The following is a 23070-nucleotide window of genomic DNA, read 5'->3' on the forward strand; positions in this document are numbered from 1 at the left end:
GGGTATCAGTGGTCCTGAGGTTCTTTCTCTCGCCGGCGTTGTGCCGGGCCCCGCGGTTTCAACGGCAGGCCAGCAGGTGCGACAGCAAAGACTTCGAGAGCCTGGTCATAGCCCTTGATGGTCCGCTGTCCGAGCGACGCCAAGGGAACGCCATTGCTTACCCTTCCAGCGATCGTGGGATCAGCCAGGATCTGCGCGTCCTTCGCGAGATTGCAGAGCCGCGAGGCCAAATTCACCACGGCTCCCATCGCCGTGTAGTCCAGCCGACCGTTATAACCGACCGTTCCTACCGTTGCCGGTCCCATGGCAACGCCCACACCAAAGCCGATCGCGTGGCCGGCGTCACACCATTTGCCGGCAAGGGACTGAACCGTCATTTGCAGGTCGATCGCGAGGCGGACCGCTTGAGTTGCCGGCTGTTCGCATGCGATCGGGGCATTGACCAGCAGCATGACTCCGTCGCCATCAAAGCCGATGAGCGTTGCCTCGTGACGAGTCGTCACGGCGCCGACGGCCTCGTAGTACTCTCGCATGACGGCCATGATGACATCGGGTTCATTGCGCGTGGAGAACGCCGTGAAGCCGCGCAAGTCGCCAAAAATGACAGCCACTTCACGTCGCTGCCCTTCGAGCAGTTCGTGAGAATGTTCGACCAATTCGGCGACCTGCGATGGCAGGAACTGCTTCAGCCGTTCGATCCGCGCAGATTTCTGCTGCGAGATCGCCAGTTCAGAAGCCATTTCATTGAAACGCAACGCCAGCTGCTGCAACTCGTCACCGCTGAAGATTTTGATGCGATGCTCGAATTGTCCGGTTCTGATCCGCTCCACGCCCTCTTCCAGTTGCTTGATCGGACCGGACATTCTGTGCGCGCGCCAATAGGCGAGCGCCAGCGCGACAAGCACACCGAAGGCAATGAGGATCGACGATCGCCACAACGCTGCGCGAATTGATGCAAAGGCTTCCGAGGTCGGCAGCATCGCGATCACCGTCCATCCCACATCGGCGGCCCGAACGGATAGCGCCACCACCGGGTTGCCTCGCTCCCCGGTTATCACCGCCGCTCCGCTCGTCTCGCCAACGAGATGCTTGATCCGGCCGAAACTGCCCGAGCTGGCGCGACCGCGCAGAACCAGACTGATATCGGGATGTGCGATCAGATGACCGGAGTTATCGACAACAATGGCGTAGCCGGTCTCGCCAATTCTGATAGCTGCGATGACATCCCAGATCAGCTTCAGATTGACCTCGGCGATCGCAACCCCCGCTTCCGGCAGGCTCCCGGCAACCGCGATCCTCATATAGGGCTCTGAATCTTGCCGGTACTCAACCGGTCCGTACCAGACTTTGTTGCCGCGTGCGCCCAGAATAGCGGGATCCGCAGACATATCGATGCCGCGCCCGGTCCTGTTCAGAAGCAGCCTCGAAACAAAGACCCGTTCGGTGCCGGTCTCATCCAGAAGCGAAACCGAAAGTATCGCAGGCACCTGCTGGAGGAGACGCAAGGCATCGATCTTATGTTGCGCATCGTCTCCGGCAGCCCAGGGAAGCTGCACCATCCAACCCAGCTGATCGCGGATGCCTTCGCTGAACGCCTCGATCCTGTCGGACGCCGAGCGAGCATCGGCCTGCAGCACCGCGCTGATCTGGCGGCGCTGGTCTCGGTAACCGAAAGAAGCCTCGACGGCCGCGCCGAGTATCAGAGGCACGACCGCAGCGACAAACAACGTTGCGAAGTACTTGCAGAACAGCGAGCGACGCGGGGGCATCGTACACGAAGAGGGCTGCGCAGCACCGTCCGTCATAACTACGCTCAGGAGATCACCTTGCTGGCGCGAAACAGGATCGACGACACATCCAGATCCATACCCAGAAGCCTGGCTGTCTTCATATTGACTGCCAGTTCAAACTTCTCGGGACGTATCACCGGAAGATCTGACGGATCTTCACCGCGCAGGATGCGATCGGCGTAATTGGCAAGCCGAAAATAGGTCGTGCGCTGGTTTGCGCCGTAGCTCAGGAGACCTCCAGCGTCACAATATTCAGACCAGCCAAACATCGAGGGAAGCCGGCGCGCGATTGCAAGCTCCGCAATCTTCGCACGATGCACCAGCGTCACAGCATCGGGAAACACGAGGAGAGCATCCGCGTCCACCTTGCCGGCAGCCATCAACCCGTTCTCGATTTCGCGAGCGCCGGAGAACGGAACGTAGGTTGCCTCAATGCCGAGATTTCGGCACGACTCCAAGGTCGCGCGCCATTCCAGCGGCTCTCCCGGATGATCCGTGTTCGAGAACACCGCCAGTTTTCGCAGCTTTGGATAGATGTCCTTGAGCAGCTCAACGCGCTTTCCTGCCAGCTCGAGCGACAGGAATGTGCTGCCGGTGAAATTGGTGCCGGGATGAGAAAGGCTCTTCACCACACCCAAAGCGACGGGGTCACCGCTCAATGCAAACAGCACGGGGACGTCGGTGACCGCAGTCATGGCGCGTGTCGCCGGACCGCTCGAGACCACGAGGTCGATATCCGCTCGCTGCAACTCGGAGACGATCTTGCGCAGTGCCTGCGGATTTCCAGGAGCATAATGCGTCTCGAAGGTTACGTTCCTGCCCTCGACGTATCCCAGCGCGCGCATTCCCTCGCGAAAGCCGTCCAGGAAGGGATCCGGTTCGGACTCAGTCGAGACCCAGAAGATACGATGCAGCTTGGTTCCGCCCTGCGCCCGTGCGATCGCAGGCCAGGCCAGTCCTCCACCAATCAATAAGATGAACTCTCGTCTCTTCATGCGAGCACCTGTCGAAACTGGGCCGGCAGTTCCGGCCGCAGACCAAGATCCGAGCCGTGCATCTGGTGACTGCGCTTGGTATCGCGCTCCGCAAGCGGACTCTCGCGACACCGACTCCAACATTTGTCGCCGAGAGCATGCTCAGAGACTGGGTTGGTGAGACGCTTTGTCCTTGAGATGCGCTTGATTTTTGCTTGAGACTGACCGATCGAGATCAAAACGGCCTTATTCCCGGCATCGCGCGGTGTCGGAACACCTCCGGCGCGGATACGGGCGAGCTACGGCGTCTCACAAGGACAACCGGAACTCACGTCCGGAGCCAGTGTCCTCGACCTCATATATGGTGTGACTGCAGCGCCTTCGGCAACTCACGGGCTAGCGCGTGCTCATACGGGCTAGGGGGTGTACTCATAAAGGCAATGTTCGCTCCTGAGGACGAGCGGAGATACTCTGATCTGCCAGAGCATTACTGCTTGTGGACCCAGAGCCGTCATGAGACCGATGCGCTCAATACCGCCTGACGGATCCTCATCATTGCGAGATGAACCAATCTGCACCCTGGGGTTGGACCCGCAACGGAACGTATGGCGCTAAATCGTCGGGCGCGCTGGCGATTGCCCAAGTGCCAGAAGCGCTGCGGCCAGCGCCGCCGCGGCCTTTTCGGGCCGGGCTTTCTCATAGATTGCGAACTCAAGGTCAGGAAGGCGCGGCAGGCCCTCTTGCGATCCCAGACTGCGCAAACCTGCAATGACCGCGCTCGCGGGAAGCGGCGTGATGGCGAGACCAGCGAGCGCCGCCGCGCGCACACCTGTCAGGCTGGGGCTGGTATAGATGATCTCCCACGTCAGTTCGCTGTCATTTAGCGCGGCGAGCGCTGCCTCACGCGATACTGACCGCTCGCGATAGAGCGCCAGCGGCAGCACCGCGCCCGGAACCAGATCAAACGCGTCGGCGGCGGCCCAAACCATGGGTTCGCGCCAGACTAGGCGCCCACGCGACGTACCGAGCGGACGCTTAGCGAACACGACGTCGAGTCGTCCCTTGTTCAACTGCTCAATCAATTCCGCACTAACGCCGATCTGCACCTCGAGCTTCACGCTCGCGTGCAACATGGCGAAGCGTCCCAGCGCCGATGGCAGCGAGCCGCCGGCGACTTCCTCGACCACTCCAAGACGCACGGTTCCTGACAAACGCGGCGCTGACAGGCGATGGCGGGCCGCCTCCTCGAGTTGCAACAGACGACGGGCGTCACCCAGCAGCATCTCTCCATCGTCGGTCAGCGCGACGCTGCGGGTCGTGCGCCGGAACAGCGGACGTTTGGTTTCAAGCTCCAATCGCTTGATCTGCTGGCTGATGGTCGACTGCGTCAGATTGAGCCGTTCGGCGGCGCGGTGGAAGCCGCCGCAATCCGCGACGGCAACAAAGGAAGCGCAAAAGCTCGAATTCCAGCATGTCAATTGATCCAAATCCATAATCAATAACATTACAAAATATCGTTTCTATAATCAATGCTGGTCACCTAACTTCTGCATCGAAGACAGCGTCGAGCGAAGGAGGTTCATCATGCACGCCACATCACGACGGGGAGCGGATCGCTCCGCGAGGCTAGCTCGGGCCGCCACGATCTGCTCTGAAAAGCTCTGCCCTGCCGAGCGCGCGACCGAGTTGCTCGAAGCGATCATCGAGCCGGGCGACCGCGTTGCCATCGAGGGCGACAATCAGAAGCAGGCCGATTTTCTTGCCGCCGCCCTGACGAGCGTGAATCCGGCGCAGATTCACGATCTGCACATGGTGCAGTCGGTGCTGGCGCTGCCCGATCATCTCGCCGTGTTCGAGCGCGGTGTCGCCAATCGGCTCGATTTTGCCTTCGCAGGTCCGCAGAGCCGCAAGCTTGCCGAACTGGTCGGCATCGGCACGGTGAAGATCGGCGCAATCCATACCTATCTCGAGCTCTATGCTCGGATGTTGGTGGACCTGACGCCGCACGTGGCGCTGATCGTCGCCGACAAGGCCGACCGCAACGGCAATCTCTACACCGGTCCCAACACCGAAGACACGCCGACCATCGCCGAAGCCGCGGCCTTTCGCGGCGGCATTGTCGTGGCGCAAGTCAACGAGATCGTTGACCGGTTGCCGCGAGTAGACGTCCCCGGCGACTGGGTCGATTTCGTCATACCGAGCCCAAAGCCTTACGCGATCGAGCCTCTGTTCACGCGCGACCCCGCCAAGGTAAGGGACGAGAACGTGCTGATGGCGATGATGGCGATTGCTGCGGTCTATGAGTCATTTGAGGTCCGGCGGCTCAACCACGGCATCGGTTACGCCACCGCGGCGATCGAGCTGATCCTCCCGACATTTGCCGCCCGGCGTGGCCTGAAGGGCAAGATCGCGAGCCAATTCGTGCTCAACCCGCACCCGACCCTGATCCCGGCGATCGAAGCCGGCTTCGTCGACGGCGTCTATTGCTTCGGCTCCGAGCTCGGTATGGAGCGCTACGTCGCAAAGCACGCCGATATATTCCCGATCGGCGCCGACGGCAGCCTGCGGTCGAACCGGGCACTGGCGCAGGTCGCCGGACAATATGCCTGCGACATGTTTGTTGGCGCCACGCTGCAAATCGACGCGCGAGGCAACAGTTCGACGGCCACGAAAGACCGGATCGCAGGCTTCGGCGGCGCGCCGAACATGGGTGCGGATGCACGCGGTCGTCGCCACGACAGCCCCACCTGGCTTCGCGCCGGTCAGGAAGCAGGCGATCCCTTACGCGGGCGCAAGCTTGTGGTGCAGATGGTGCAGACCCATCAGCCAAACGGCACGCCCAGTTTTGTCGAGCGTCTGGACGCGTTCGATCTGGCCGCCTCCGCCGGCTTCGCATTGCCGCCGGTGATGATCTATGGCGACGACGTGAGTCATGTCATCACCGAGAAGGCCGTTGCGAACCTGTTGCGCTGCCGATCACCGCAAGATCGCGAGGCGGCATTGCGCGCGATCGCCGGCGACACCGAATTTGGCAAGCGCCAATCGCCTGACACAACCGAGAGCCTTCGCCGTCGCGGCATCGTGATGTTTCCGGCAGACCTTGGCATCGACGTCGGCACGGCGACGCGCGATCTGCTCGCCGCCAAGACGATCGATGATCTCGTGGCCGCCTCGAGCGGACTCTACATGCCACCGGCCAAGTTCCGCCGCGCCGTCACCGCCCAAGCTTGAGGAGGAATAGTCATGTCCGCAATCCGCCGAACTTTCAACGATCCATCCAGCACGACAATGCCGCCCCTCGATCGCGCGAAGCAGCTCGCAGCATCGCTGCTCTCCGAGCGCAGCCAGGCCTCAGGAGCGCTGGTCGCGCGGCAATTGCGCGAGCTGCTTGGCGCACTCCACGACAACGATCGCCGCTGCTTTCAGCGCTATCTCGCCACGGAATTTCATCCTCACGGCCCCGCTTTGCGCGCGGCGGCGCAGCGCTACCTCGCCGAAGGCACCGCAGAAGCCGCGGCCGCACTCGCGCGTGCTGCCGAGCCGCCGCGCCAGGAAGTGCTGCGGCGAATCAACATGGCACCCGGCGGGATCAGCGCGCTGATCGCAATGCGCAGCGAAATTGCTTCATACATGCGCACTGACCTCGAACTGAAGTTGCTCGACGCGGACCTCAAGCATTTGTTCGCCTCGTGGTTCAACCGCGGCTTCATCGAGTTGCGGCGCATCGACTGGCAGACACCGGCCGCGGTGCTGGAAAAGCTGATCGCCTACGAAGCCGTGCACGAAATCAAGGGCTGGGACGACCTGCGCCGGCGCCTTGCACCCGATCGGCGCTGCTTTGGCTTCTTTCATCCCGCACTTCCAGGCGAGCCACTGATTTTCGTCGAGGTTGCTTTGGTGGAAGGACTGGCCACGGCCGTGCAGCCGTTGTTGTCGCAGGACGACGGTGAAGCCATCGCGCGGCAGCGCGCCGCCCGCGCCGACACCGCGATCTTCTATTCGATCTCCAATTGTCAGGACGGACTGCGCGGCGTGGCGTTCGGCAATTTCCTGATCAAGCAGGTCGTTGAAGAGCTGCAGTCGGAGTTTCCGCAGCTGAAGCGTTTTTCCACCCTATCGCCGGTACCGGGATTTCGGCAATGGCTCGCTAATCGGCTTGCAAATGCAAGTGATCCCGATGCGGCGCTGTTATCGCAACTGGAGAGCGATAGCTGGTGGAATGACCCGGCGCAGAGCGAGAAGCTGCGCGTGCCCTTGCTGCGGCTCTGCGCTAGCTATCTGACACGGAAGCCCTCGATACGCATCGACCCCGTGGCGCGTTTTCACCTCGGCAACGGCGCACGGCTCGAGCGCATCAATTGGCTCGGCAATACCGCTCTGCGTGCGATTCAAGAATCCTTCGGGATCATGGTCAACTATCTTTATGACCACAACAGCATTGAGACCAATCACGAAGCATTTGTACGCGACGGCACCATCGTCCGTTCGCCTGACGTCGATGCTCTACTGCACATCACCGACTGAGCCGCGATCAAGTTCGTTCGCCGACGGCTCCAGCTGGTCGGAAGTCATTCCGCGCTTACAGGCGGTAGGGTTGAACGTCACCTCCGTGCAAAACCCGCTGACCACACTTCCTGAGGCGGTGGCTGCGGGCGAGCGCGTGCTTGCGCGGCCGCTGGCCTAACGGTTCTGGCCGGTCATTCCTTTTCCGGCATGATCGTCACCAAAGCTGGCGTTCATCCGAACGTCTCGCGCTGGTCTATGTAGCGGCGCGCGCGGCGGACGCTGGCGAAGACTACACCACGCTCGCTAAGACCTATCCGACTCCACCGGCATGGGCTGGAATCGTGTTTGACGGCGACGAGGGAGGCCTTTCCGAAGAGGCCTTCCTGCGGGATTTCGCGGGTGACCTGCCGAAGGCAAAAGGGAAGGCGCTCTATGCGGTGCAGGAGCCGTTCCAGAGAGCGCTACTCGCCGGCAAGCTGAGAGACGGGCGCAGCAGTCATGGCAGGCTATACTCATCACTATGTAAAGCAGAATGTCTCGCTGTTGCAGGGACGATCCGTTGCTGCGAAGGTCGGCTATAGGCCCTTCTCGGACCTCCTGTTATGTCCGCTACTGCGCCGCTGTTGGGGGATAAGCAGACATCGCGGATTTAAGAGTTCACGCGCTAGCTCGGCGCCATCCCGCCGCCGGTCAGCGCCTTCCGGATCATCTCCGCGAGCTGGTTGCGCCGGTAGGGCTTGGTCAGCAGCAGCACGCCGTCGTCGAGCTTGCCGTGATGGACGATGGCGTTGTCGGTGTAGCCGGAGGTGTAGAGCACCTTCACGCCCGGCCGGCGCCTTGCCACCTCTTCGGCGAGTTCGCGGCCGCTCATGCCGCCGGGGATGACGACGTCGGTGAAGAGCAGGTCGAAGCTCTGGCCGGCCTCGATCAGGTCCAGCGCCGCCTTGCCGTCGGGCGCGGCGACCGTCTTGTAGCCGAGGCTCTGCAGCTGCGCGGTGACGAAGTTGCGGACCAGCGGATCGTCCTCGACCACGAAAATAGTCTCGGCGCCGCCTTCGGCCGTCGGCGTGACGCCGGCTGCGACGTCCGCGGCGCCTTCGCCCGGCGGCAGATAGAGCTTGATCGTGGTGCCGTGGCCTTCCTCGCTGTAGATCTTGATGTGGCCGCCGGATTGCTTGACGAAGCCGTAGACCATGGAGAGGCCGAGGCCGGATCCCTTGCCGACCTCCTTGGTGGTGAAGAAGGGCTCGAACGCCATCTGCTGCACGTCAGGGGGCATGCCGGTGCCGGTGTCGCTGACCGCGAGCATGATGTAGGGGCCCGCTGCCACGTCGGCATTGGCCTGCGCATAGGCCTCGTCGAGCACGACGCGGTGGGTCTCCAGCAGCAGCTTGCCGCCGCCCGGCATGGCGTCGCGGGCGTTGATCGCCATGTTGAGCACGGCGTTGGTGAGCCTGGACGGATCGATATGCGTCGTCATCGGCCCCTGTTCCAGCACGGTCTCGATCTGGATCTGCTCGCCGAGGGTGGGGCGCAGAAGCTTTGCGATGTCCGAGATCGCGGCGTTGATGTCGACATTGCGCGGCTCGAGCGGCTGCCGGCGCGCGAACGCCAAGAGGTGCTGGATCAGCTCGGCGCAGCGTTCGGCGGCATCGTCGATCAGCCGGGCCGTGCGCTGCAGCTCGGGCTGGTCCTTCAGGTTCTCCACCAGCGTCTCGGTGTTGCCGGAGATGACCGTGAGCATGTTGTTGAAGTCGTGCGCGACGCCTCCGGTCAGCTTGCCGATCGCATCCAGCTTCTGCGACTGGTGCAACTGCCGCTCGGTCTCGCGCGAGGTCGTCGCATCGTGATAGACCAGCACCGCGCCGGAGATGTTGCCTTGCCCGTCCCGCATCGGCCGGCCGCTGACCATGAGATGGCGCGGCGGGTTGCCGCTGTGCGGGCGGACGATCATCTCCAGCTCTTCGAACTGCTCGCCGCGCAGCACGCGCGTCGATGGCAGCTCGTCGGCCGGAAGCGGCGTGATGCCGTCGCCGTGAAACACGTCGGACAGCGCGCGCAGATTGCCGACGTTCATGCCGGTGCGATGCAGCAGCATGCGCTCGGCGGCTGGATTGGACAGCAGCACGGTGCCCTCGGCGTCGATGACCAGCACCGCCTCCGCCATGCTGCGAAACGTGCTCTGGAGCACGTTGACCGACAGGCGCAGCTCGTCATGTGCGGCGACGAGATGCTCAGTGCGCTCGGCCACCGCCGCCTCGAGCGCCGTCTTGGCGGCTTGAGTCTGCTCGAGCGAGCTCTGGAGCTCACCCGTCGTGCGGCGGCTTTCGCGCATCACCAACGCGACCAGGAGCAGGATCAGCACGGCGCCGGCGACGTCGATGCCGAGCAGCACGACGCCGGTGCGGCGCGAATCCTGGGAGCGGGCGGCGAGCAGGCGTTCTTCCTCCGCGCTCAGGCGGTCGAGATTGCGCATCACCGTGTCCATGAGGCCGCGGCCCTCGGCCTTGCTGTTGAGCGCGGCAATGCCGGCCTGGTCGTCGGCGGCCCGCAGGCGCATCGCGGTGGCGGCGATCTCGATCCGGCGCAGCGCCAGCGGCTCGGTGCCCTCAAGCAGGGCGACCTGATCGGGGGTGTCGCGCACGTCGCGCTTGAGCTCGGCGAGGGCCGGCGCGATCTTGGCGTGCACCGCCTGGAACTCGTCGCTGAAGCCCTGGCTGCGATAGAGTTCGTAGCCGCGCGCGGCGCTCTCGGCCCGGCGCAGCAGCACGCGCAGATCGGAGATCTTCTTTTGCACCTGGACGGTGTGGTTCACCGACGCCGCGTCGGACCGCGACTTGACGTCGAGGGCGATCGACGCCGCGGTGATGATCAGGAGGATGGCAAGTCCAGCACCGAGAATGACGCGCTGCGTTGGGATCAAGGGGCTTCTTTCTGGTCCTTCGGCGGCGCGCTCGCGTCCGCGCCGGCGAGGCATTCCCGGATCGTGGTCAGCAACGCTTCCGGCGTGAACGGCTTGCGCAGGCAGCGCGTTGCGCCGAGTTCCAGCGCCATGCGGAGAAAATCGGGAGAGGGCGAGGCGGACGAGGCGAAGGCATAGCCCGACATCGCGATCAGCGGCGTGGCAGGGGCGCGCTCGTGAAAGATGCGGATGGATTCGAAGCCGCGCATATGCGGCATGAAGATGTCGACCAGCATGACGTCGAAGGCTTGCGATTCCAGCGCAGCCAGTCCTGTTTCGCCGCCGTCGGTCAGCGTGACGTCGAAGCCCTGACGTTGGAGGAGGACCTCGATGGTCGCGCCGACCATCGGATCGTCATCAACCACGAGAATACGCGGCATGACACTTCCCAGAAGATCGAAGTCCCCACTGTGGTTTGTGATATCCGCGAATCGTGGGTCCGGTCAATTTGCGATTGGATCGCGCAAGGTATGCACGGTTTGGTGCATAAAGGTCCATTTGCATCGATTTGTATTTATCCGCGAGGTAATGGAGCCGAAACGAGCGAGGAAGGCGCCGATTGCAAAAAAGGCGCCGCATCGCTGCGGCGCCTTTCGCCTCTAGTCTTCGCGATCTGCTTACGGGCAAGGATGCCGCCGGCCGTCGTAGCCGAGATAGGTGCCCGAGGCCGGGTCGTAAGATTTGAAGCGCCGCGCGCAATAAGCGGCGTCGCCGCCGCCATCCTGCACCACGGCAACCGACGGCTCGTCATAGTAGCCGTAGTAGTAGGGATCATCGTAATAGCCGTAGCCGCTGCCGTAATAGGCGTAGGAGCCGAGGCCGCCGATCGCGGCGCCAGCCGCAAAGCCCGGCCAGAAGCCGCCGTGGCGATGATGATGGTGGTGGCGACCGTGCCAGTGACGACCGCTCCAGTTGCCGCTGCCGCCCTGCCAGTTGCCGCTGCCGCCCTGCCAGTTGCCTGCGACTGCAGCGCTACGGGTCCCACTGAAGCTCGGCGAGATAGCGGCACGGTCTGCCGCGCCCCCGACGAAACTGCCACCGCCCGGACGAACCGCGCCACCGGCTGCGAAATTGCCACCGCCCGGGCGCATCGCGGCTCCGCCCCCGAAACCGCCGCCACCGCCCTGGAACGCGGCGCCGCCGCCGCCCATGCGGGCGCCGCCACCGAAGCCGCCGCCTCCGCCGCCGACTGCGGCACCTCCGCCGCCGATCGCGGCACCTCCGCCACCGACCGCGGCGCCACCGCCCGCTCCGACCGCGGCGGCACGACTCTGCTGCGCAATGCTCGGGCTCGCCAAGGGAAGAACCAACGCCACCGTCGCAGCGGCACTCAATAATTTCAGATTGTTCATGGTAAACTCCTTTCCCGGAAAGCAACCCTGCCAAAGCGCGTGGGTTCCTGGGATCACGCCGGTTTGCGCGCGCATGGAGCCTCAGGTCCCGCCGCTGTATCGGGCATGAATGAATCGCGTCCGCTTTGCGGCAGGGGTGTGCGCGGCAGGCGGACTTGCCGGGGGCGCCGACGCGCCTGCCGAACTGGACATTTCGCCCCCCGGATGGCATCAGGACCCCACGAAGCAGGGCCCTTGCCGCATGAAACAATTCTTTCTCAAGTTCTTCACCTGGTGGAATGGCCAGACCTTTGGCACCCAGCTCTGGACCAAGCGGTATGGCGAGCTGGTCGGCGAGGACGAGCAGGGCAACCGTTACTACCGCACGCAGGGCGGGGCGATCGATCCAACGCTCGGCTTCGAGCGGCGCTGGGTGATCTATAACGGCTACGCGGAAGCGAGCCGGATTCCGCCGTCCTGGCATGGCTGGATCCACCACGTCGTCGACAAGCCGCCGACCGAGATTGATTACCAGCCGCGCGAGTGGGAAAAGCCGCACCAGCCGAATCTCACCGGCACAGCGAAGGCCTATCGGCCCTCCGGCTCGACGCTCGCCAGCGGCAGGCGTCCCAAGGCGACCGGCGACTATCAGCCCTGGACGCCCGGCTAAGCCCCTTTCGGCCGACTCACGAACCACCATCGTCCAAAGCGGATGCACTTGCATCCGCGCCGCGCCGCTGTGGACAACGGGAACAGCGGGGATGCCGCCTTGCGCAGGTGTTGCCGCGAGGCGGGCGATGCGGCTCAATGATCCCATCTTACGGAGATGGGAGACCATCGCGTTCGGTTCGGGCAACAGTTCGCGACTGTCCCGAGATGCAGCGGCCGCCGAGGAAGGACTCGATCGGGAGATAGGCCCCCGGTCTGGAAGCTCCGACATCGCCCGATGTGAATGTGCAGCCACCGTGAGACAGGAAAGGCCGCTCGGGAAACCGAGCGGCCTTTTTCTTTGGGAGAGGTCCAGGAAGGGTCACGTGCCCGGACGCAGCGCAGCGCTTCTTTAGCGATGTGCTGCAGAGCCGGGGGCCCATGCTGCAACGGACCCCGCAGCTTCCTGGGTCCCGGCTCTGCGCAGCAGCGTTGCACGCTGCAGCGCGTCCGGGACACGAGGGTCGCAGCTAGTTCACCCGCACGGCCGCGCGCTTCACCGCCTCGAGCCGTTGCGCCTGGTTTTGCGCGCCGCGCTCCCTCAGCAGCGCCAGCACTTCAGCCGGCGCGGTGTCGGGCGATCCCGCATTGAACGGCGGGGCTGGATTGTATTCCATCTGCAGCTGGATCGCTTCGGCCGTGGTGCGATTGACCATGATCGAGACCAGCGTCAACGCGAAATCGATGCCAGCGGTGACGCCGCCGCCGGTGATGCGGTTGCGATCGACGCAGACGCGGGTCTTGGTCGGCGTCGCGCCGAACTGCGCGAGCATCTCAATTGCGCTCCAATGGGTGGCGGCGCGGTAGCCGTTCAAGAGGCCCGCGGCGCCAAGGGCCAGCGATCCCGTGCACACCGAGGTGACGTACTTGGCGCCTGCCGCCTGCTTGCGCAGGAATTCGAGTACGTCCTCGTCGTTGAGAAGGTCGTTGGTGCCTTGGCCGCCGGGCACGCAGATGACGTCGAGCTGGGGGCAATCTGCAAAGGTCGTGGTCGGCGTCAGCGTCAGCACGGAATCGCTCGGCACCGGCTCGATCCGCTTCCAGATCAGGTGCAGCTTTGCGTCCGGAACCATGGCGAACACCTGCAAGGGGCCGGTGAAGTCGAGCTGGGTGACGCGCGGAAATACCAGGATTCCGATCTGGAGCGGTGACGACATGGGAGCCTCCGACAATGCGCTTGACGCCGGAAGAATGGCATGGTGCCGTGCTGTCCGAAATGGCATAATTCCCTCGCTTTCGGACATGCGTTACGGGTTGGCCCATGATCGGCATCCTGATCTTTCCGGACTTCCAGCTGCTCGATGCTTCGGGCCCGATCTCGGCGTTCGAGATTGCAGCGCGCTGCACCGGCAAGGCGCCAGCTATCCGCGTTCTGGCTGCCAAGCCGGGGCTGGTGCGCAGCTCGTCGGGCGTCGAGATGATGGCGCGTGACTTCAAGACGGCGAACGCGATCACGACGCTGGCCGTGGCCGGCGGCAGCGGCGTTGCGGAGGCCGCGCGCTGCGAGATCACGCGGGCCTTCGTGAAGCGGCTGGCAAGGCGCGGCGTGCGGGTCGCGAGCGTCTGCTCGGGCGCCTTCGTGCTGGCCGAGGCCGGGCTTCTCGACGGCCGCCGCGCCACCACGCATTGGGGGCGGACCCGTGAGTTCGTCGCGCGCTTTCCCAAGGTGAAGTTCGAGCCGGACCAGATTTTTACCCGCGACGGCAATGTGTGGACATCGGCAGGTATCACCGCAGGCATCGACCTCGCGCTGGCGATGATCACCGAGGACCATGGCGAGGAGATCGCGCAGGCGACCGCGCGCCAGCTCGTGCTGTACCATCGCCGCAGCGGCGGGCAGTCGCAATTCTCGTCGCTGCTGGAGCTGAAGACGCCGAACGGACGCTTCGGCACGCTCCTGTCCTGGGCGCGCGAAAATCTCGACGCGCCGCTGACCGTGGAGGATCTCGCCGACCGCGCCGGCATGAGCGCACGGCATTTTGCCCGCGCCTTCGCCGCCGAGACAGGCACGACGCCCTCCAAGGCGATCGAGCGGCTCAGGCTCGAAGTCGCGCGCGAGCGCGTGCAGTCCTCGCGCGAGGCGATCGAGCGCGTGGCGGAGGTGACCGGCTTCCGCGACCCCGAGCGCATGCGGCGCGCCTTCATCCGCGCCTATGGCCAGCCGCCGCAGGCCCTGCGGCGCGCGGCGCGGGCGGGGTAGGGGCACCCGGCACAGACCTCCCTTCCAGGACGCCGGCCGCTTCGGCACGAACGTCAGCTCTGCGGTCAGCCGAATTCCTTGCCGACCTCTCGTCCGACGGAGGCAATCACCTCATTCTGGCCGCTGAAATCGACAGAGGCGCCCGTGAGATAAACTGCCACGATGAGCGCCGAACGCTGAGGTGGCCATGCGATCGCGACGTCGTTGTTGGTGCCGTGGCCGCCCGTTCCGGTCTTGTCGCCCACGCGCCAGCCCTGCGGCAAGCCGGCGCGCAATCGGCTGTCGCCTGTCTTGTTCGCGATCATCCATTTGGACAGCTGCTCCCGGGCTGCCGGCGGGAGCGCGTTGCCGAGCACCAGACGCCTGTAATTCTCAGCCATCGCGTTTGGACTCGTCGTGTCGCGAACATCGCCGGGCGCAGCTTCGTTCAACTCGGTCTCGACGCGGTCCAATCGGGTCACGTCGTCACCGAGGCTGCGCGCGAAGGCGGTCAAGCCGGCGGTGCCTCCTATGTTCCTGAGAAGCAGGTTCCCCGCCGTATTGTCGCTCTTCGTAATGGCAGCCTCGCAGAGTTCGCGCAGCGACATGCCTTCCGGTCCGACATGCTCACGGGTGATCGGCGAATTCTCGACGATATCGGATTGTTCGATGCGGACGCGGCGATCGAGGCCGTCCAGCTTGTCTCCCAGACTCTTCAATATTGCTGCGGACGCAAGCACCTTGAAGGTGCTGCACATCGGAAATCGTTCGTCTCCCCTATGATGAATCGACGCGCCGGTTTGCGTGTCGAGCACGGTGACGCCGAGCCGGCCGCCGCTTTTGCTTTCAAGTTGTCTGATGGCCTCCAACAGTCGTGTTGTTTCGAGTGTCGCAGCGCTCGAAGCGTTCGAGAGGAAGAAATGTCCCGCGAGCACAAGTGTGGATGATCCGAACTGACGTCGCGTTAGCATCGTGAACTCCCATTGAAACTGCGCTTTTTTGCTGCGTGCTCCCGCGATTGACAAACGATGCTTCGTAAGGCCAACCATAAGTAAAACTTGGATCAGACGTGGCCCGCCGACCTCCCAGCGTTTCCAATCTTCCGCTGAACGCACTTCGTGCTTTCGAGGCGGCAGCGCGCCACCTCAGCTTCACCAAGGCCGGCCTGGAACTCCGTGTGTCGCAGGCCGCAGTGAGCCAGCAAGTGCGAACTCTGGAGCGAAGCCTGCGTGTGGAGCTGTTCAGGCGGCTCACGCGAGGGCTTGCCCTTACGGAGGAAGGCGAGGCGCTGTTGCCTGCCATTTCCGATGCTTTCGGTCGCATCAACCAGGTGCTGGATCGTTTCGAAAATGGCCGCATGCGGGAGACGCTGATGATCGGCGTCGTCGGAACGTTCGCAGCAGGCTGGCTCGTTCCTCGCATCAAGACTTTCACCTCGAGCCACCCGCAGGTCGATATCAGGATCTTTGCGAACAACAATCGTGTCGATCTCGGCGCCGAGGGTTTGGACTTCGCCATTCGATTTGGCGACGGCGCCTGGCACGGTACCAACGCAGAGCGCTTGGTCGATGCTCCCTTCACTCCGATGTGCACGCCAGCGATGGCGAAGCGTCTCAAAGACCCGATCGATCTCCATCAAGAAGTGCTGCTGCGGTCCTACCGATCCGGCGAGTGGACACAGTGGTTCGAGGCAGCGAAATGCAGCCAGCCGCGCATGACGGGTCCGATGTTCGATTCATCGATTTCCTTGGCGCATGCTGCGGCTCGCGGAGGCGGGGTCGCACTTTTGCCGGTCATCTTGTTCTCGGAGGAGGTCGCCCGGAAACGCCTGGCCTGTCCCTACAACACGCGCGTCCATCTTGGGTCGTACTGGCTCACGTCCCTCAAATCAAAGCGGCACACGCACGCGATGCAGGCATTCCGGCAGTGGATATTGGCCGAATGCAAGAGGATGGGAATCAAGTGAACTTGCGCAGTCCGCCTTGCTCAAGCGGACTGCGGCGATGTTCACTTATCCGGCTTTTCGCTCACGATGGCGCCAGTTTTGGGATCGGCGTGGAATTCCATCTTCTGGCCGTTCTTGACTCCCTCGCCCTCCCACTGGCCATCGTCGGCTTCAAGCTTGGTGACCTGTGAATAGCCGGACTCCATGAGCTTGGCTTTCACTTGTTCCATCGGCATCCAGTCAGGTCCGGGTTGATCGGCCCTCGCTGCCGAGCCCATGGCAAGCGAGCCGAGAACCAGAATCATGGCGAACTTCATCGCTAACCTCCTTGCGGTTAGAGGCTTCAACCGGGGTCCTGAACGGATGTTCCTCCCCTGCGTCGGTGCGACGCGAACGAGGGTGCGTCAGTCTTGGTTGCCTCGTCGGGCGCATTTGCGCGCACTCTCAGTCGCCGCGCGATCGGCATCAGCATGTAGGGCGCAAGGTGAATCGGAAACTGCGTCAGCGCGAAATAGAGCCAGGTGGTGGGCGGCAATGCGCCGGCGGTTGCCGCCAGCATCAGGCCGAGATTGCGCTGTGACACCATCAGGCCGATGGCGAAGGCGCGCTCGGTGCCGGCGCGGCGAAAAATCAATGTCGTGACGGCGAGCAGGGTGAAATAGACCGCGAAGGCGAGCAGTGCGACAGTGATCGCAAACAGCGGATCGGCGACGAAATCGTGCGCCACGTCGCCCATGACGGCGGATGCGAAGACCAGCAGGATGAGGATGTTGAAGCCGTCGATCGGCTGCTTGTGGCGCTGGATCGCCTCGGTGCCGAACAAGCGGCGGATGACGGTCGCGGCCAGCAGCGATGCGGCGAGGATTCCGAGCAGCTTCAGGCCGAGCGCGAGCGGCGAGATGCTGAGCATGCCGCCGAGAAAGAGGCTCGCGAACAGCGAGGCGGTGAAGGGCACGAGCGCGGTCGCGGTGACCAGGGTGACCAGCGGCAGCGTGGCGTCGAGGCCGATCAGCGCGGCGAGCGCGGGCGCTGCCATCATCGGCGAAGCCATGCCCTGGAGCATCAGCGCGAGGAAGAGACCGGGTGAGCTTTTGTCGAGCCCGCTTCCCTGGGCGAGGAGGGCGACGATCAGCGGCACACCGATCGTGGTCCAGGCCGTGGCGGCCGCGACCAGCGCCGGCCGGCGCAGATGTCCGTACAGCGCGACGAGATCGACGCGCATGAAGGAGATGCAGAGCAGAAGGAAGATGGCCTCGGTGACGTAGGGGCGCAGCAGCGCGCCGAGCGCCGGCACCGCGACCGCGATGAAGGCAATCGCCGCCACCGCGCGCGTGCCCTGGCCACCGAGCCATGCGAGGGCACGCAGGGGGAGGGCGAGGGCGGCTTCGAGGAGGGAGGGCATTTCTGTCGGGATTGTCGGTTCGGGGGCATACCCGCATTCGGCCCCGGGGAGGGGGCTCAGGACTATCCCATCCGGGAGCCGGCCTGGCCAGACCGGGCCGGGAAGGGCAGGGATGCCGCCCTTCCCCCGCCGTATTCGGCGTGTTAACCGGAAGGCCTGCGAGCGGCGGTATCCCCTGTAGAATGTCCAACGAGCCCGATTCGCTGTTGAAGCCGCGCGAAATGTTCAAAACCTTTTCCCTGACCGGTCTTGCGGCGCTTTTGGCCGCCACCGCACTGACGGCTGCGACGCCGGCAAGTGCGCAGATCGGCACGATCTTCTCCGATCCGCCGCCGCTGCGGCCGCCCGGCAGCATTCCGCGCGGCCAGTCCCAGCCGCAGCAGATGCCCGAGGACGACGAAGAGGTGCCGGAGCTGCCGCCGCAGGGCCGGGTGCTGCCGTCGCGCCCGATGCCGCCGCCTCCGGGCCGGCAGGGCAACGTGATGCCCGGGCCGGTCGAGACCCAGCCCCTAGCACCGCCGCCGGGCTCGACCCTCGCGCCGCCGAACCAGCCGCCCTCGGCCGCGATCAATCCGCCGGGTCCGCAAGGCGCTCCCGGAGCGCCCGGTCAGCGGCAGCCCCAGCAGAAGGGCGGCGTGCCGCAGACGCCGGCCAGCCTCCAGCCGGGCGACGAGGTCGTAACGGAGCCGCCGGCCCAGAAGATCGTGAACAAGAAGGCGACCTTCTCCGGCCTCGACAAGATCACCGGGCGCATCATCAATTTCGACGAGGAGATCGGCGAGACCGTCCAGTTCGGTGCGCTCCGCGTCAAGACCAACGCCTGCTACACGCGTCCGGCGACTGAAGCGGCCAACACCGACGCCTTCGTCGAGGTCGACGAGATCACCTTGCAGGGCGAGGTGAAGCGGATCTTCTCGGGCTGGATGTACGCGGCGAGCCCCGGCCTGCACGGCGTCGAGCATCCGATCTACGACATCTGGCTGACCGACTGCAAAGAGCCGCAGCAGACTGTGGCGACGGCGGCACCGGATCCGGCCGCGGCCAAGCCGCCGCCACCGCCGCCCGCGCAGAAGAAGGCCGCGCCCAAGCAGGTGCAGCAGCGCCCGCCGCAGCCGCTGCCGCCGATCCAGCAGCAGCAACCGGCGCCGCCACCGCCGCCACCACCGGAGCAGCGCCCAGGCCTGTTCGGCATCCCCGGATTTGGCCGCTAACCTGATGGAGTTGGGTTCGGCGGGCTCTTCACCTCTCCCCGACGGGGAGAGGTCGGATTGCTATGGCGCGCATTGCGCGCCTGAGCAATCCGGGTGAGGGGCTGAGGCACTCCGTGAGACTTGAACCCCTCACCCGGACCGCATCTACGATGCGCTCCGACCTCTCCCTTCGGGAGAGGTGAACGACTCCTGACCGCCAGTCCGGTCGCTGGTTATTGCCGCGAGGCGATGATTTCGAGGGCGCTTGCGCCCGGGATCGCTTCGCCGGCGGAGAGCTTCAGGAAATCGCCGGGCTCGCCGGCCAGCGCCCTGTCGAGCAGCGCGGTGTAGCGTCGCCGCGAGATCTCGACGGCGCCGAAGCTCTTCAGGTGCTCGGTGACATATTGGGTGTCGAGCAGCTCGAAGCCGCCGTGAATGAGCCGCGCGACCAGATGCACCAGCGCGACCTTCGAGGCATCGCGCACGGTGTGGAACATGCTCTCGCCGAAGAAGGCCCGCCCCAGACTGACGCCGTAGAGACCGCCGACGAGCTCGTCGCCCTGCCAGGCTTCGACGCTGTGGCAATGGCCGAGCTCGAACAGCCCGCCATAGAGGTCGCGGATGCGCTTGTTGATCCAGGTGTCCTCGCGGCCCACTTGCGGCGCCGCGCAGCCGGCGATGGTCGCCTTGAACGCGGTGTTGACGGTGACGCGAAACTGATCCGAGCGCACCGTGCGCGCAAGGCGCGAGGCGACGCGGAAGCCGTCGAGCGGGATGACACCGCGCAGCTCCGGCTCGACCCAGAACAGGGTCGGATCGTCGGCGCTTTCCGCCATCGGAAAGATGCCGCAGGCATAAGCGCGCAGCAGCACGGCCGGCGTGATTTCAGACGGGGCGGAGTCGCGCGAAGTCATGGCTTGCCATCATAGCAGGATCGCAATGCAGTTGCGATGGGTGCGCCGGACCGCTCAGCTCGCGGCAGCGGTGCTGGTTTTGCCGACGCTTGCGAGCATGCGGCCGAACTTCAGCACGACCCGGGTTCCGGAATGCGCGGGATCGCGCTCGACCGTGGCGTCGAGCTTGGTGGCCATGGCCGCGACGATGCGCTGGCCCATGCCGGTGGAGCGCGGATCGGCCTTGGCGTTGTCGCCGACGCCGTCGTCGGTGATCGAGAGCAGGAGGTCGTCGCCTTGCGAGATCAGCTCGACATGGATCGGGCCGGCGCCGTCAGGATAGGCGTATTTCACCGCGTTCATCACCAGCTCGTTGACGATGATGCCGACGGCGACCGCACGGTCCGGATCGATCTCGATCGGCTCGGCTTTCAAAGTCAGGCGCGACATGCGGTTGCCCTCGGCCGACCGCCTGAGATCCTCGAGCAGCGAGTCCAGATATTGATTGAGGACCACGCTCTTGAGGTCCTGCGAGGTGTAGAGGCGGCGGTGCACCTGCGCCACCGCGGCGACGCGACCCATCGCGTTGGTCAGCGCCGCCTTGACCTCGTCCTGCGCGGCGGAGCTTGCCTGCAGGTGCAGCAGCGAGGCGATGATCTGAAGCGAGTTGCCGACGCGGTGGTTGACCTCGCGCAGCAGGAGCTCGCGTTCGGCGGCGAGCGCCGCGTAGCGGTCGCGCGAGGCGTGGATCTCGGCCTCGGCTTCCTCGCGCGCCCGTTGCAGCTCGGCCTGGCGTAGCGCGCCTTCGGCCGCGACGTGGAGGAGCGGGATGAAGTCGCCCTGGACGTCCTTGACCAGATAGTCGGCCGCTCCCGCCTTGAGCGCCGTCACCGCGATGCTGGAATCCTGCGAGGCGGTCACGAACACGACGGGCGGCGCGTCCGGGATCGCCATGATCTGCTCAAGCGTCTCGAGCCCGTCGAGGCCCGGCATGTACTGATCGAGCGCGACGACGTCGATGCCGCCTTCGGTGCTGTTCTGGGCGGCGGCACGGCGGATGCGCGCGAGCCCTTCCTCGCCGCTCGCGGCATGGACGACCCGGAAGCCGCGCCGCGTCAGGCCGCGATCGACCAGGCGCGCCAGCGCCCCGTCGTCGTCAATGTAGAGCAGTGTCGGCGTGCGCTGGTTCATGTGGCGGCGGGCGGGACCTGGATGACCGAGAAGAACAGACCGAGCTGCCGGATGGCGTTGGCGAAATTCTCGTAGTTGACGGGCTTGGTGATGTAGACGTTGCAGCCGAGCTCGTAGCAGCGCTTGATCTCCTGGGAATCGTCGGTGGTGGTCAGCACCACCACGGGCGAGGCCTTCAGGTATTTGTTCTCCTTGATCTGCTTCAGGATGTCGATCCCGGTCATGTCGGGGAGGTTGAGGTCGAGCAAGATCAGGAGCGCGTTGCCCTTCTGCACGAGCCCGGAGCCGTCGGCGCCGAACAGGTGCCGCATGGCGTCGGTCCCGGTGGTGAAGGAGACGATCTCGTTGTTGACGCCCGAGCGGCGGATGTTGCGCTCGATCAGACGGGCATGGCCCTCGTCGTCCTCGACCATGATGATGGTGACAGGCTGGGTCATCGATCTCTGTTCCGGTTGCTCACGTTCCAGGCGATCGGCAGCGTGATCGTGAAGGTGCTGCCCGTGTTGAGTTCCGATGATACCGACATGGTGCCGCCGAGGCGACGCACAAGTGCACGCACATGGGCAAGACCAATGCCCTGGCCGGGCTTGTCCTGGGTTCCCGCGCGGCGGAACAGGTCGAATATCCGCTGGTGGTCCTTGGGATCGATGCCGCGGCCGTTGTCGCTGACCTCGAAGATAGCGTAGCCGAGCTTGGTCCGCCCGCGGATTCTGATCTCGCCGGGCACGCCGGGCTTGAGATATTTGATGGCATTGTCGATCAAATTGGAGAAGATCTGCTCGAGGGCGAGACGGTCGCTCACGAGGTCCGGCAGGGGCTCGACGTGAATCTCGGCCTGCGCCTCGGCGGCCTGGTGCGCCAGCGTCGTCACGATGGCCTCGATCAGCTCGCGGGTGTCGACCTTCACCGGCTGGAATTCGCGCCGGCCCTCGCGGGTGAGATTGAGGATGGCCGAGATCAGCCGGTCCATCTTGGCGATCGACGATTTGATGAAGCCGAGCGCTTCGGAGAAATCCTCCTGGAGCTGCTTGTCGCCGCCCTCCAGCGCGATCTCACCCGGCGCGGCGGGCGCGAGCGGCGCTCCTTCCGCGGGGGCGTGCGCGAGGCTGCCGATGCGGCGGAAGATGTCGCCGCCGAGCTCATCGAGCTCGCTGGTGAAGCCCATGATGTTGACGAGTGGCGAGCGCAGATCATGGCTGACGATATAGGCAAAGCGCTGGATTTCGTCGTTGGCCTCGCGCAGGTCCGCCGTGCGTTCGTCGACGACGGTCTCGAGGTTGGCGTAGGCCTCGCGCAGGCGCGCTTCGGCTTCGTCGCGCACGCGTGCCGAACGCCGCACCAGCCAGATCGAGATCAGCGCCAGCACCACAACGAGGCCGGAGCCGATTCCGGTCATCGAGGCGGCCAGGGTCTGGCTGCGGTCGGAGTTGGTCGTGCGGAGGCGGAACAGCCGCTCCTCCTCCCGCATCATCGTGTTGGCGACGCTGGCGATCCTCGCCGTGGCGTCCTGGGCTGCCAGCTCACGCACCAGTGCCGTGGCCTTGTCCGCCTGGCCTTGCCGAATGAAGGCCATTTCCTGCGCGAACTGGCTGAGCCGGGTTTCAATCGCCGTGCTCAGCTTCTCGACATTCTCGCGTTGCCCCGGATTGTCGACGCTCTGGCGGGTGAGCTTGTCGAGGGCCGGGATGATGGCGGCCACGGCCTTTTCATGGTCAGTCCTGAAGTTGTCTTCCCCGGTCAACAGGTAGCCACGGGCGCCGCTCTCTGCACGTCGGATCTCCAGCAGCAGGGCATTGATCTGGTTCTCCACCTCGATGGTGTGAACCACCCATTTGCTATCCTCCCGCGCCTTGTTGACGAGGTAGACGGAACCGGCGCTGATCACGGTCAGCACCAAAAGGCCCGCCGCGAACAGCAGGATCTGCCAGAATGCGCGCCGTCGCTGGCCTTCAGCCGTCACGACGGTTCACCTGTCTGCAGGCAATGGAGTTCAAAACGC

20 protein-coding genes and 1 pseudogene are annotated in these 23070 nt (G+C 64.6%); 7 read left to right on the forward strand and 14 right to left on the reverse strand.

Annotation, left to right across the window (positions count from 1 at the left end):
• Positions 1-5: 5 nt before the first annotated feature.
• The 3 genes from ACVWYQ_RS03115 to ACVWYQ_RS03125 all read right to left on the reverse strand — a co-directional run bounded on the left by ACVWYQ_RS03115 (position 6) and on the right by ACVWYQ_RS03125 (position 4269).
• The gene (locus ACVWYQ_RS03115; protein WP_404541391.1) at positions 6-1805 is read right to left on the reverse strand and encodes a cache domain-containing protein; all 1800 of its coding nucleotides are present in this window, start codon (positions 1803-1805) and stop codon (positions 6-8) included.
• Positions 1806-1813: 8 nt separating this feature from the next.
• On the reverse strand, positions 1814-2785 hold the full coding sequence (locus tag ACVWYQ_RS03120; RefSeq protein ID WP_275509687.1) for an ABC transporter substrate-binding protein: 972 nt from the start codon (positions 2783-2785) through the stop codon (positions 1814-1816).
• Positions 2786-3375: 590 nt separating this feature from the next.
• Positions 3376-4269 (reverse strand): LysR substrate-binding domain-containing protein, encoded by an 894-nt coding sequence (locus tag ACVWYQ_RS03125; RefSeq protein WP_456725408.1) that lies wholly within the window; start codon positions 4267-4269, stop codon positions 3376-3378.
• Positions 4270-4348: 79 nt separating this feature from the next.
• Between ACVWYQ_RS03125 and mdcA the strand changes: the two genes are divergently transcribed.
• The 3 genes and pseudogenes from mdcA to ACVWYQ_RS03140 all read left to right on the forward strand — a co-directional run.
• Positions 4349-5995, forward strand: coding sequence for a malonate decarboxylase subunit alpha (mdcA, locus tag ACVWYQ_RS03130; RefSeq protein WP_404541387.1), 1647 nt, complete (start codon positions 4349-4351; stop codon positions 5993-5995).
• 12 nt (positions 5996-6007) lie between these two features.
• Positions 6008-7288: a malonyl-CoA decarboxylase domain-containing protein gene (locus ACVWYQ_RS03135; protein ID WP_404541385.1), complete on the forward strand. Its 1281-nt coding sequence runs from the start codon at positions 6008-6010 to the stop codon at positions 7286-7288.
• Positions 7188-7746: pseudogene (locus ACVWYQ_RS03140) on the forward strand (alpha/beta hydrolase); the annotation flags it as partial. The gene ACVWYQ_RS03135 and the pseudogene ACVWYQ_RS03140, both read left to right, overlap by 101 nt.
• 188 nt (positions 7747-7934) lie before the next feature.
• Here the strand turns inward: ACVWYQ_RS03140 and ACVWYQ_RS03145 are convergent.
• From ACVWYQ_RS03145 to ACVWYQ_RS03155, 3 genes are all read right to left on the reverse strand, one after another.
• Positions 7935-10193 (reverse strand): CHASE3 domain-containing protein, encoded by a 2259-nt coding sequence (locus ACVWYQ_RS03145; protein ID WP_456725409.1) that lies wholly within the window; start codon positions 10191-10193, stop codon positions 7935-7937.
• Positions 10190-10612, reverse strand: a complete 423-nt coding sequence (locus ACVWYQ_RS03150) for a response regulator (RefSeq protein WP_157287617.1) — start codon at positions 10610-10612, stop codon at positions 10190-10192. Before ACVWYQ_RS03150 ends, ACVWYQ_RS03145 begins: the two co-directional genes overlap by 4 nt.
• Positions 10613-10849: 237 nt before the next feature.
• Complete coding sequence (locus ACVWYQ_RS03155; RefSeq protein WP_404651924.1) at positions 10850-11584, reverse strand: BA14K family protein; 735 nt, start codon at positions 11582-11584, stop codon at positions 10850-10852.
• 241 nt (positions 11585-11825) lie between these two features.
• Between ACVWYQ_RS03155 and ACVWYQ_RS03160 the strand changes: the two genes are divergently transcribed.
• Positions 11826-12233 (forward strand): NADH:ubiquinone oxidoreductase subunit NDUFA12, encoded by a 408-nt coding sequence (locus ACVWYQ_RS03160; RefSeq protein ID WP_157288059.1) that lies wholly within the window; start codon positions 11826-11828, stop codon positions 12231-12233.
• Between the two features lie 508 nt (positions 12234-12741).
• On the opposite strand, the gene ACVWYQ_RS03165 is transcribed toward ACVWYQ_RS03160, so the two are convergent.
• On the reverse strand, positions 12742-13428 hold the full coding sequence (locus ACVWYQ_RS03165; protein ID WP_456725410.1) for a DJ-1/PfpI family protein: 687 nt from the start codon (positions 13426-13428) through the stop codon (positions 12742-12744).
• 104 nt (positions 13429-13532) lie between these two features.
• Between ACVWYQ_RS03165 and ACVWYQ_RS03170 the strand changes: the two genes are divergently transcribed.
• Complete coding sequence (locus ACVWYQ_RS03170) at positions 13533-14471, forward strand: GlxA family transcriptional regulator (RefSeq protein WP_456725411.1); 939 nt, start codon at positions 13533-13535, stop codon at positions 14469-14471.
• A gap of 65 nt (positions 14472-14536) precedes the next feature.
• On the opposite strand, the gene bla is transcribed toward ACVWYQ_RS03170, so the two are convergent.
• Positions 14537-15475 (reverse strand): class A beta-lactamase, encoded by a 939-nt coding sequence (bla, locus tag ACVWYQ_RS03175; protein WP_456725412.1) that lies wholly within the window; start codon positions 15473-15475, stop codon positions 14537-14539.
• 44 nt (positions 15476-15519) lie between these two features.
• On the opposite strand from bla, the gene ACVWYQ_RS03180 reads away from it, so the two are divergent.
• On the forward strand, positions 15520-16416 hold the full coding sequence (locus tag ACVWYQ_RS03180) for a LysR family transcriptional regulator (RefSeq protein WP_404541375.1): 897 nt from the start codon (positions 15520-15522) through the stop codon (positions 16414-16416).
• Positions 16417-16457: 41 nt separating this feature from the next.
• Here ACVWYQ_RS03180 and ACVWYQ_RS03185 read toward each other — a convergent pair whose 3' ends face one another.
• Both ACVWYQ_RS03185 and ACVWYQ_RS03190 read right to left on the reverse strand, forming a co-directional pair.
• Positions 16458-16712, reverse strand: coding sequence for a PepSY domain-containing protein (locus ACVWYQ_RS03185; RefSeq protein WP_404541373.1), 255 nt, complete (start codon positions 16710-16712; stop codon positions 16458-16460).
• Between the two features lie 26 nt (positions 16713-16738).
• Positions 16739-17797, reverse strand: coding sequence for a Na+-dependent transporter (locus tag ACVWYQ_RS03190; RefSeq protein WP_456725413.1), 1059 nt, complete (start codon positions 17795-17797; stop codon positions 16739-16741).
• A 182-nt stretch (positions 17798-17979) separates the two neighbouring features.
• Here ACVWYQ_RS03190 and ACVWYQ_RS03195 point away from each other — a divergent pair, with 182 nt between their 5' ends.
• Positions 17980-19008 (forward strand): DUF2155 domain-containing protein, encoded by a 1029-nt coding sequence (locus tag ACVWYQ_RS03195; protein ID WP_456725414.1) that lies wholly within the window; start codon positions 17980-17982, stop codon positions 19006-19008.
• 212 nt (positions 19009-19220) lie between these two features.
• Here ACVWYQ_RS03195 and aat read toward each other — a convergent pair whose 3' ends face one another.
• From aat to ACVWYQ_RS03215, 4 genes are read right to left on the reverse strand one after another with little or no spacing between them, the layout of a single operon-like run.
• On the reverse strand, positions 19221-19901 hold the full coding sequence (aat, locus tag ACVWYQ_RS03200) for a leucyl/phenylalanyl-tRNA--protein transferase (protein WP_271546745.1): 681 nt from the start codon (positions 19899-19901) through the stop codon (positions 19221-19223).
• Positions 19902-19955: 54 nt separating this feature from the next.
• Positions 19956-21071, reverse strand: a complete 1116-nt coding sequence (locus ACVWYQ_RS03205) for a sensor histidine kinase (protein WP_271546743.1) — start codon at positions 21069-21071, stop codon at positions 19956-19958.
• A complete protein-coding gene (locus ACVWYQ_RS03210) occupies positions 21068-21508 on the reverse strand; it encodes a response regulator (protein ID WP_036000093.1) in 441 nt (146 codons plus the stop codon). The genes ACVWYQ_RS03205 and ACVWYQ_RS03210 overlap by 4 nt, the downstream gene beginning before the upstream one ends.
• On the reverse strand, positions 21505-23031 hold the full coding sequence (locus tag ACVWYQ_RS03215; RefSeq protein WP_404541365.1) for a sensor histidine kinase: 1527 nt from the start codon (positions 23029-23031) through the stop codon (positions 21505-21507). Before ACVWYQ_RS03215 ends, ACVWYQ_RS03210 begins: the two co-directional genes overlap by 4 nt.
• Positions 23032-23070: the final 39 nt, after the last annotated feature.

It is taken from the genome of Bradyrhizobium sp. USDA 3397, from assembly GCF_054060965.1.

Coding starts and splice junctions, on each gene's coding strand:
- ACVWYQ_RS03155 (WP_404651924.1), bottom strand. CDS start 11,584: ATGAACAATCTGAAATTATTGAGTGCCGCTGCGACGGTGGCGTTGGTT.
- ACVWYQ_RS03150 (WP_157287617.1), bottom strand. CDS start 10,612: ATGCCGCGTATTCTCGTGGTTGATGACGATCCGATGGTCGGCGCGACC.
- ACVWYQ_RS03210 (WP_036000093.1), bottom strand. CDS start 21,508: ATGACCCAGCCTGTCACCATCATCATGGTCGAGGACGACGAGGGCCAT.
- ACVWYQ_RS03115 (WP_404541391.1), bottom strand. CDS start 1,805: ATGACGGACGGTGCTGCGCAGCCCTCTTCGTGTACGATGCCCCCGCGT.
- ACVWYQ_RS03205 (WP_271546743.1), bottom strand. CDS start 21,071: ATGAACCAGCGCACGCCGACACTGCTCTACATTGACGACGACGGGGCG.
- ACVWYQ_RS03165 (WP_456725410.1), bottom strand. CDS start 13,428: ATGTCGTCACCGCTCCAGATCGGAATCCTGGTATTTCCGCGCGTCACC.
- ACVWYQ_RS03190 (WP_456725413.1), bottom strand. CDS start 17,797: ATGCCCTCCCTCCTCGAAGCCGCCCTCGCCCTCCCCCTGCGTGCCCTC.
- aat (WP_271546745.1), bottom strand. CDS start 19,901: ATGACTTCGCGCGACTCCGCCCCGTCTGAAATCACGCCGGCCGTGCTG.
- ACVWYQ_RS03160 (WP_157288059.1), top strand. CDS start 11,826: ATGAAACAATTCTTTCTCAAGTTCTTCACCTGGTGGAATGGCCAGACC.
- ACVWYQ_RS03120 (WP_275509687.1), bottom strand. CDS start 2,785: ATGAAGAGACGAGAGTTCATCTTATTGATTGGTGGAGGACTGGCCTGG.
- ACVWYQ_RS03125 (WP_456725408.1), bottom strand. CDS start 4,269: ATGTTATTGATTATGGATTTGGATCAATTGACATGCTGGAATTCGAGC.
- ACVWYQ_RS03135 (WP_404541385.1), top strand. CDS start 6,008: ATGTCCGCAATCCGCCGAACTTTCAACGATCCATCCAGCACGACAATG.
- ACVWYQ_RS03170 (WP_456725411.1), top strand. CDS start 13,533: ATGATCGGCATCCTGATCTTTCCGGACTTCCAGCTGCTCGATGCTTCG.
- ACVWYQ_RS03185 (WP_404541373.1), bottom strand. CDS start 16,712: ATGAAGTTCGCCATGATTCTGGTTCTCGGCTCGCTTGCCATGGGCTCG.
- mdcA (WP_404541387.1), top strand. CDS start 4,349: ATGCACGCCACATCACGACGGGGAGCGGATCGCTCCGCGAGGCTAGCT.
- ACVWYQ_RS03195 (WP_456725414.1), top strand. CDS start 17,980: ATGTCCAACGAGCCCGATTCGCTGTTGAAGCCGCGCGAAATGTTCAAA.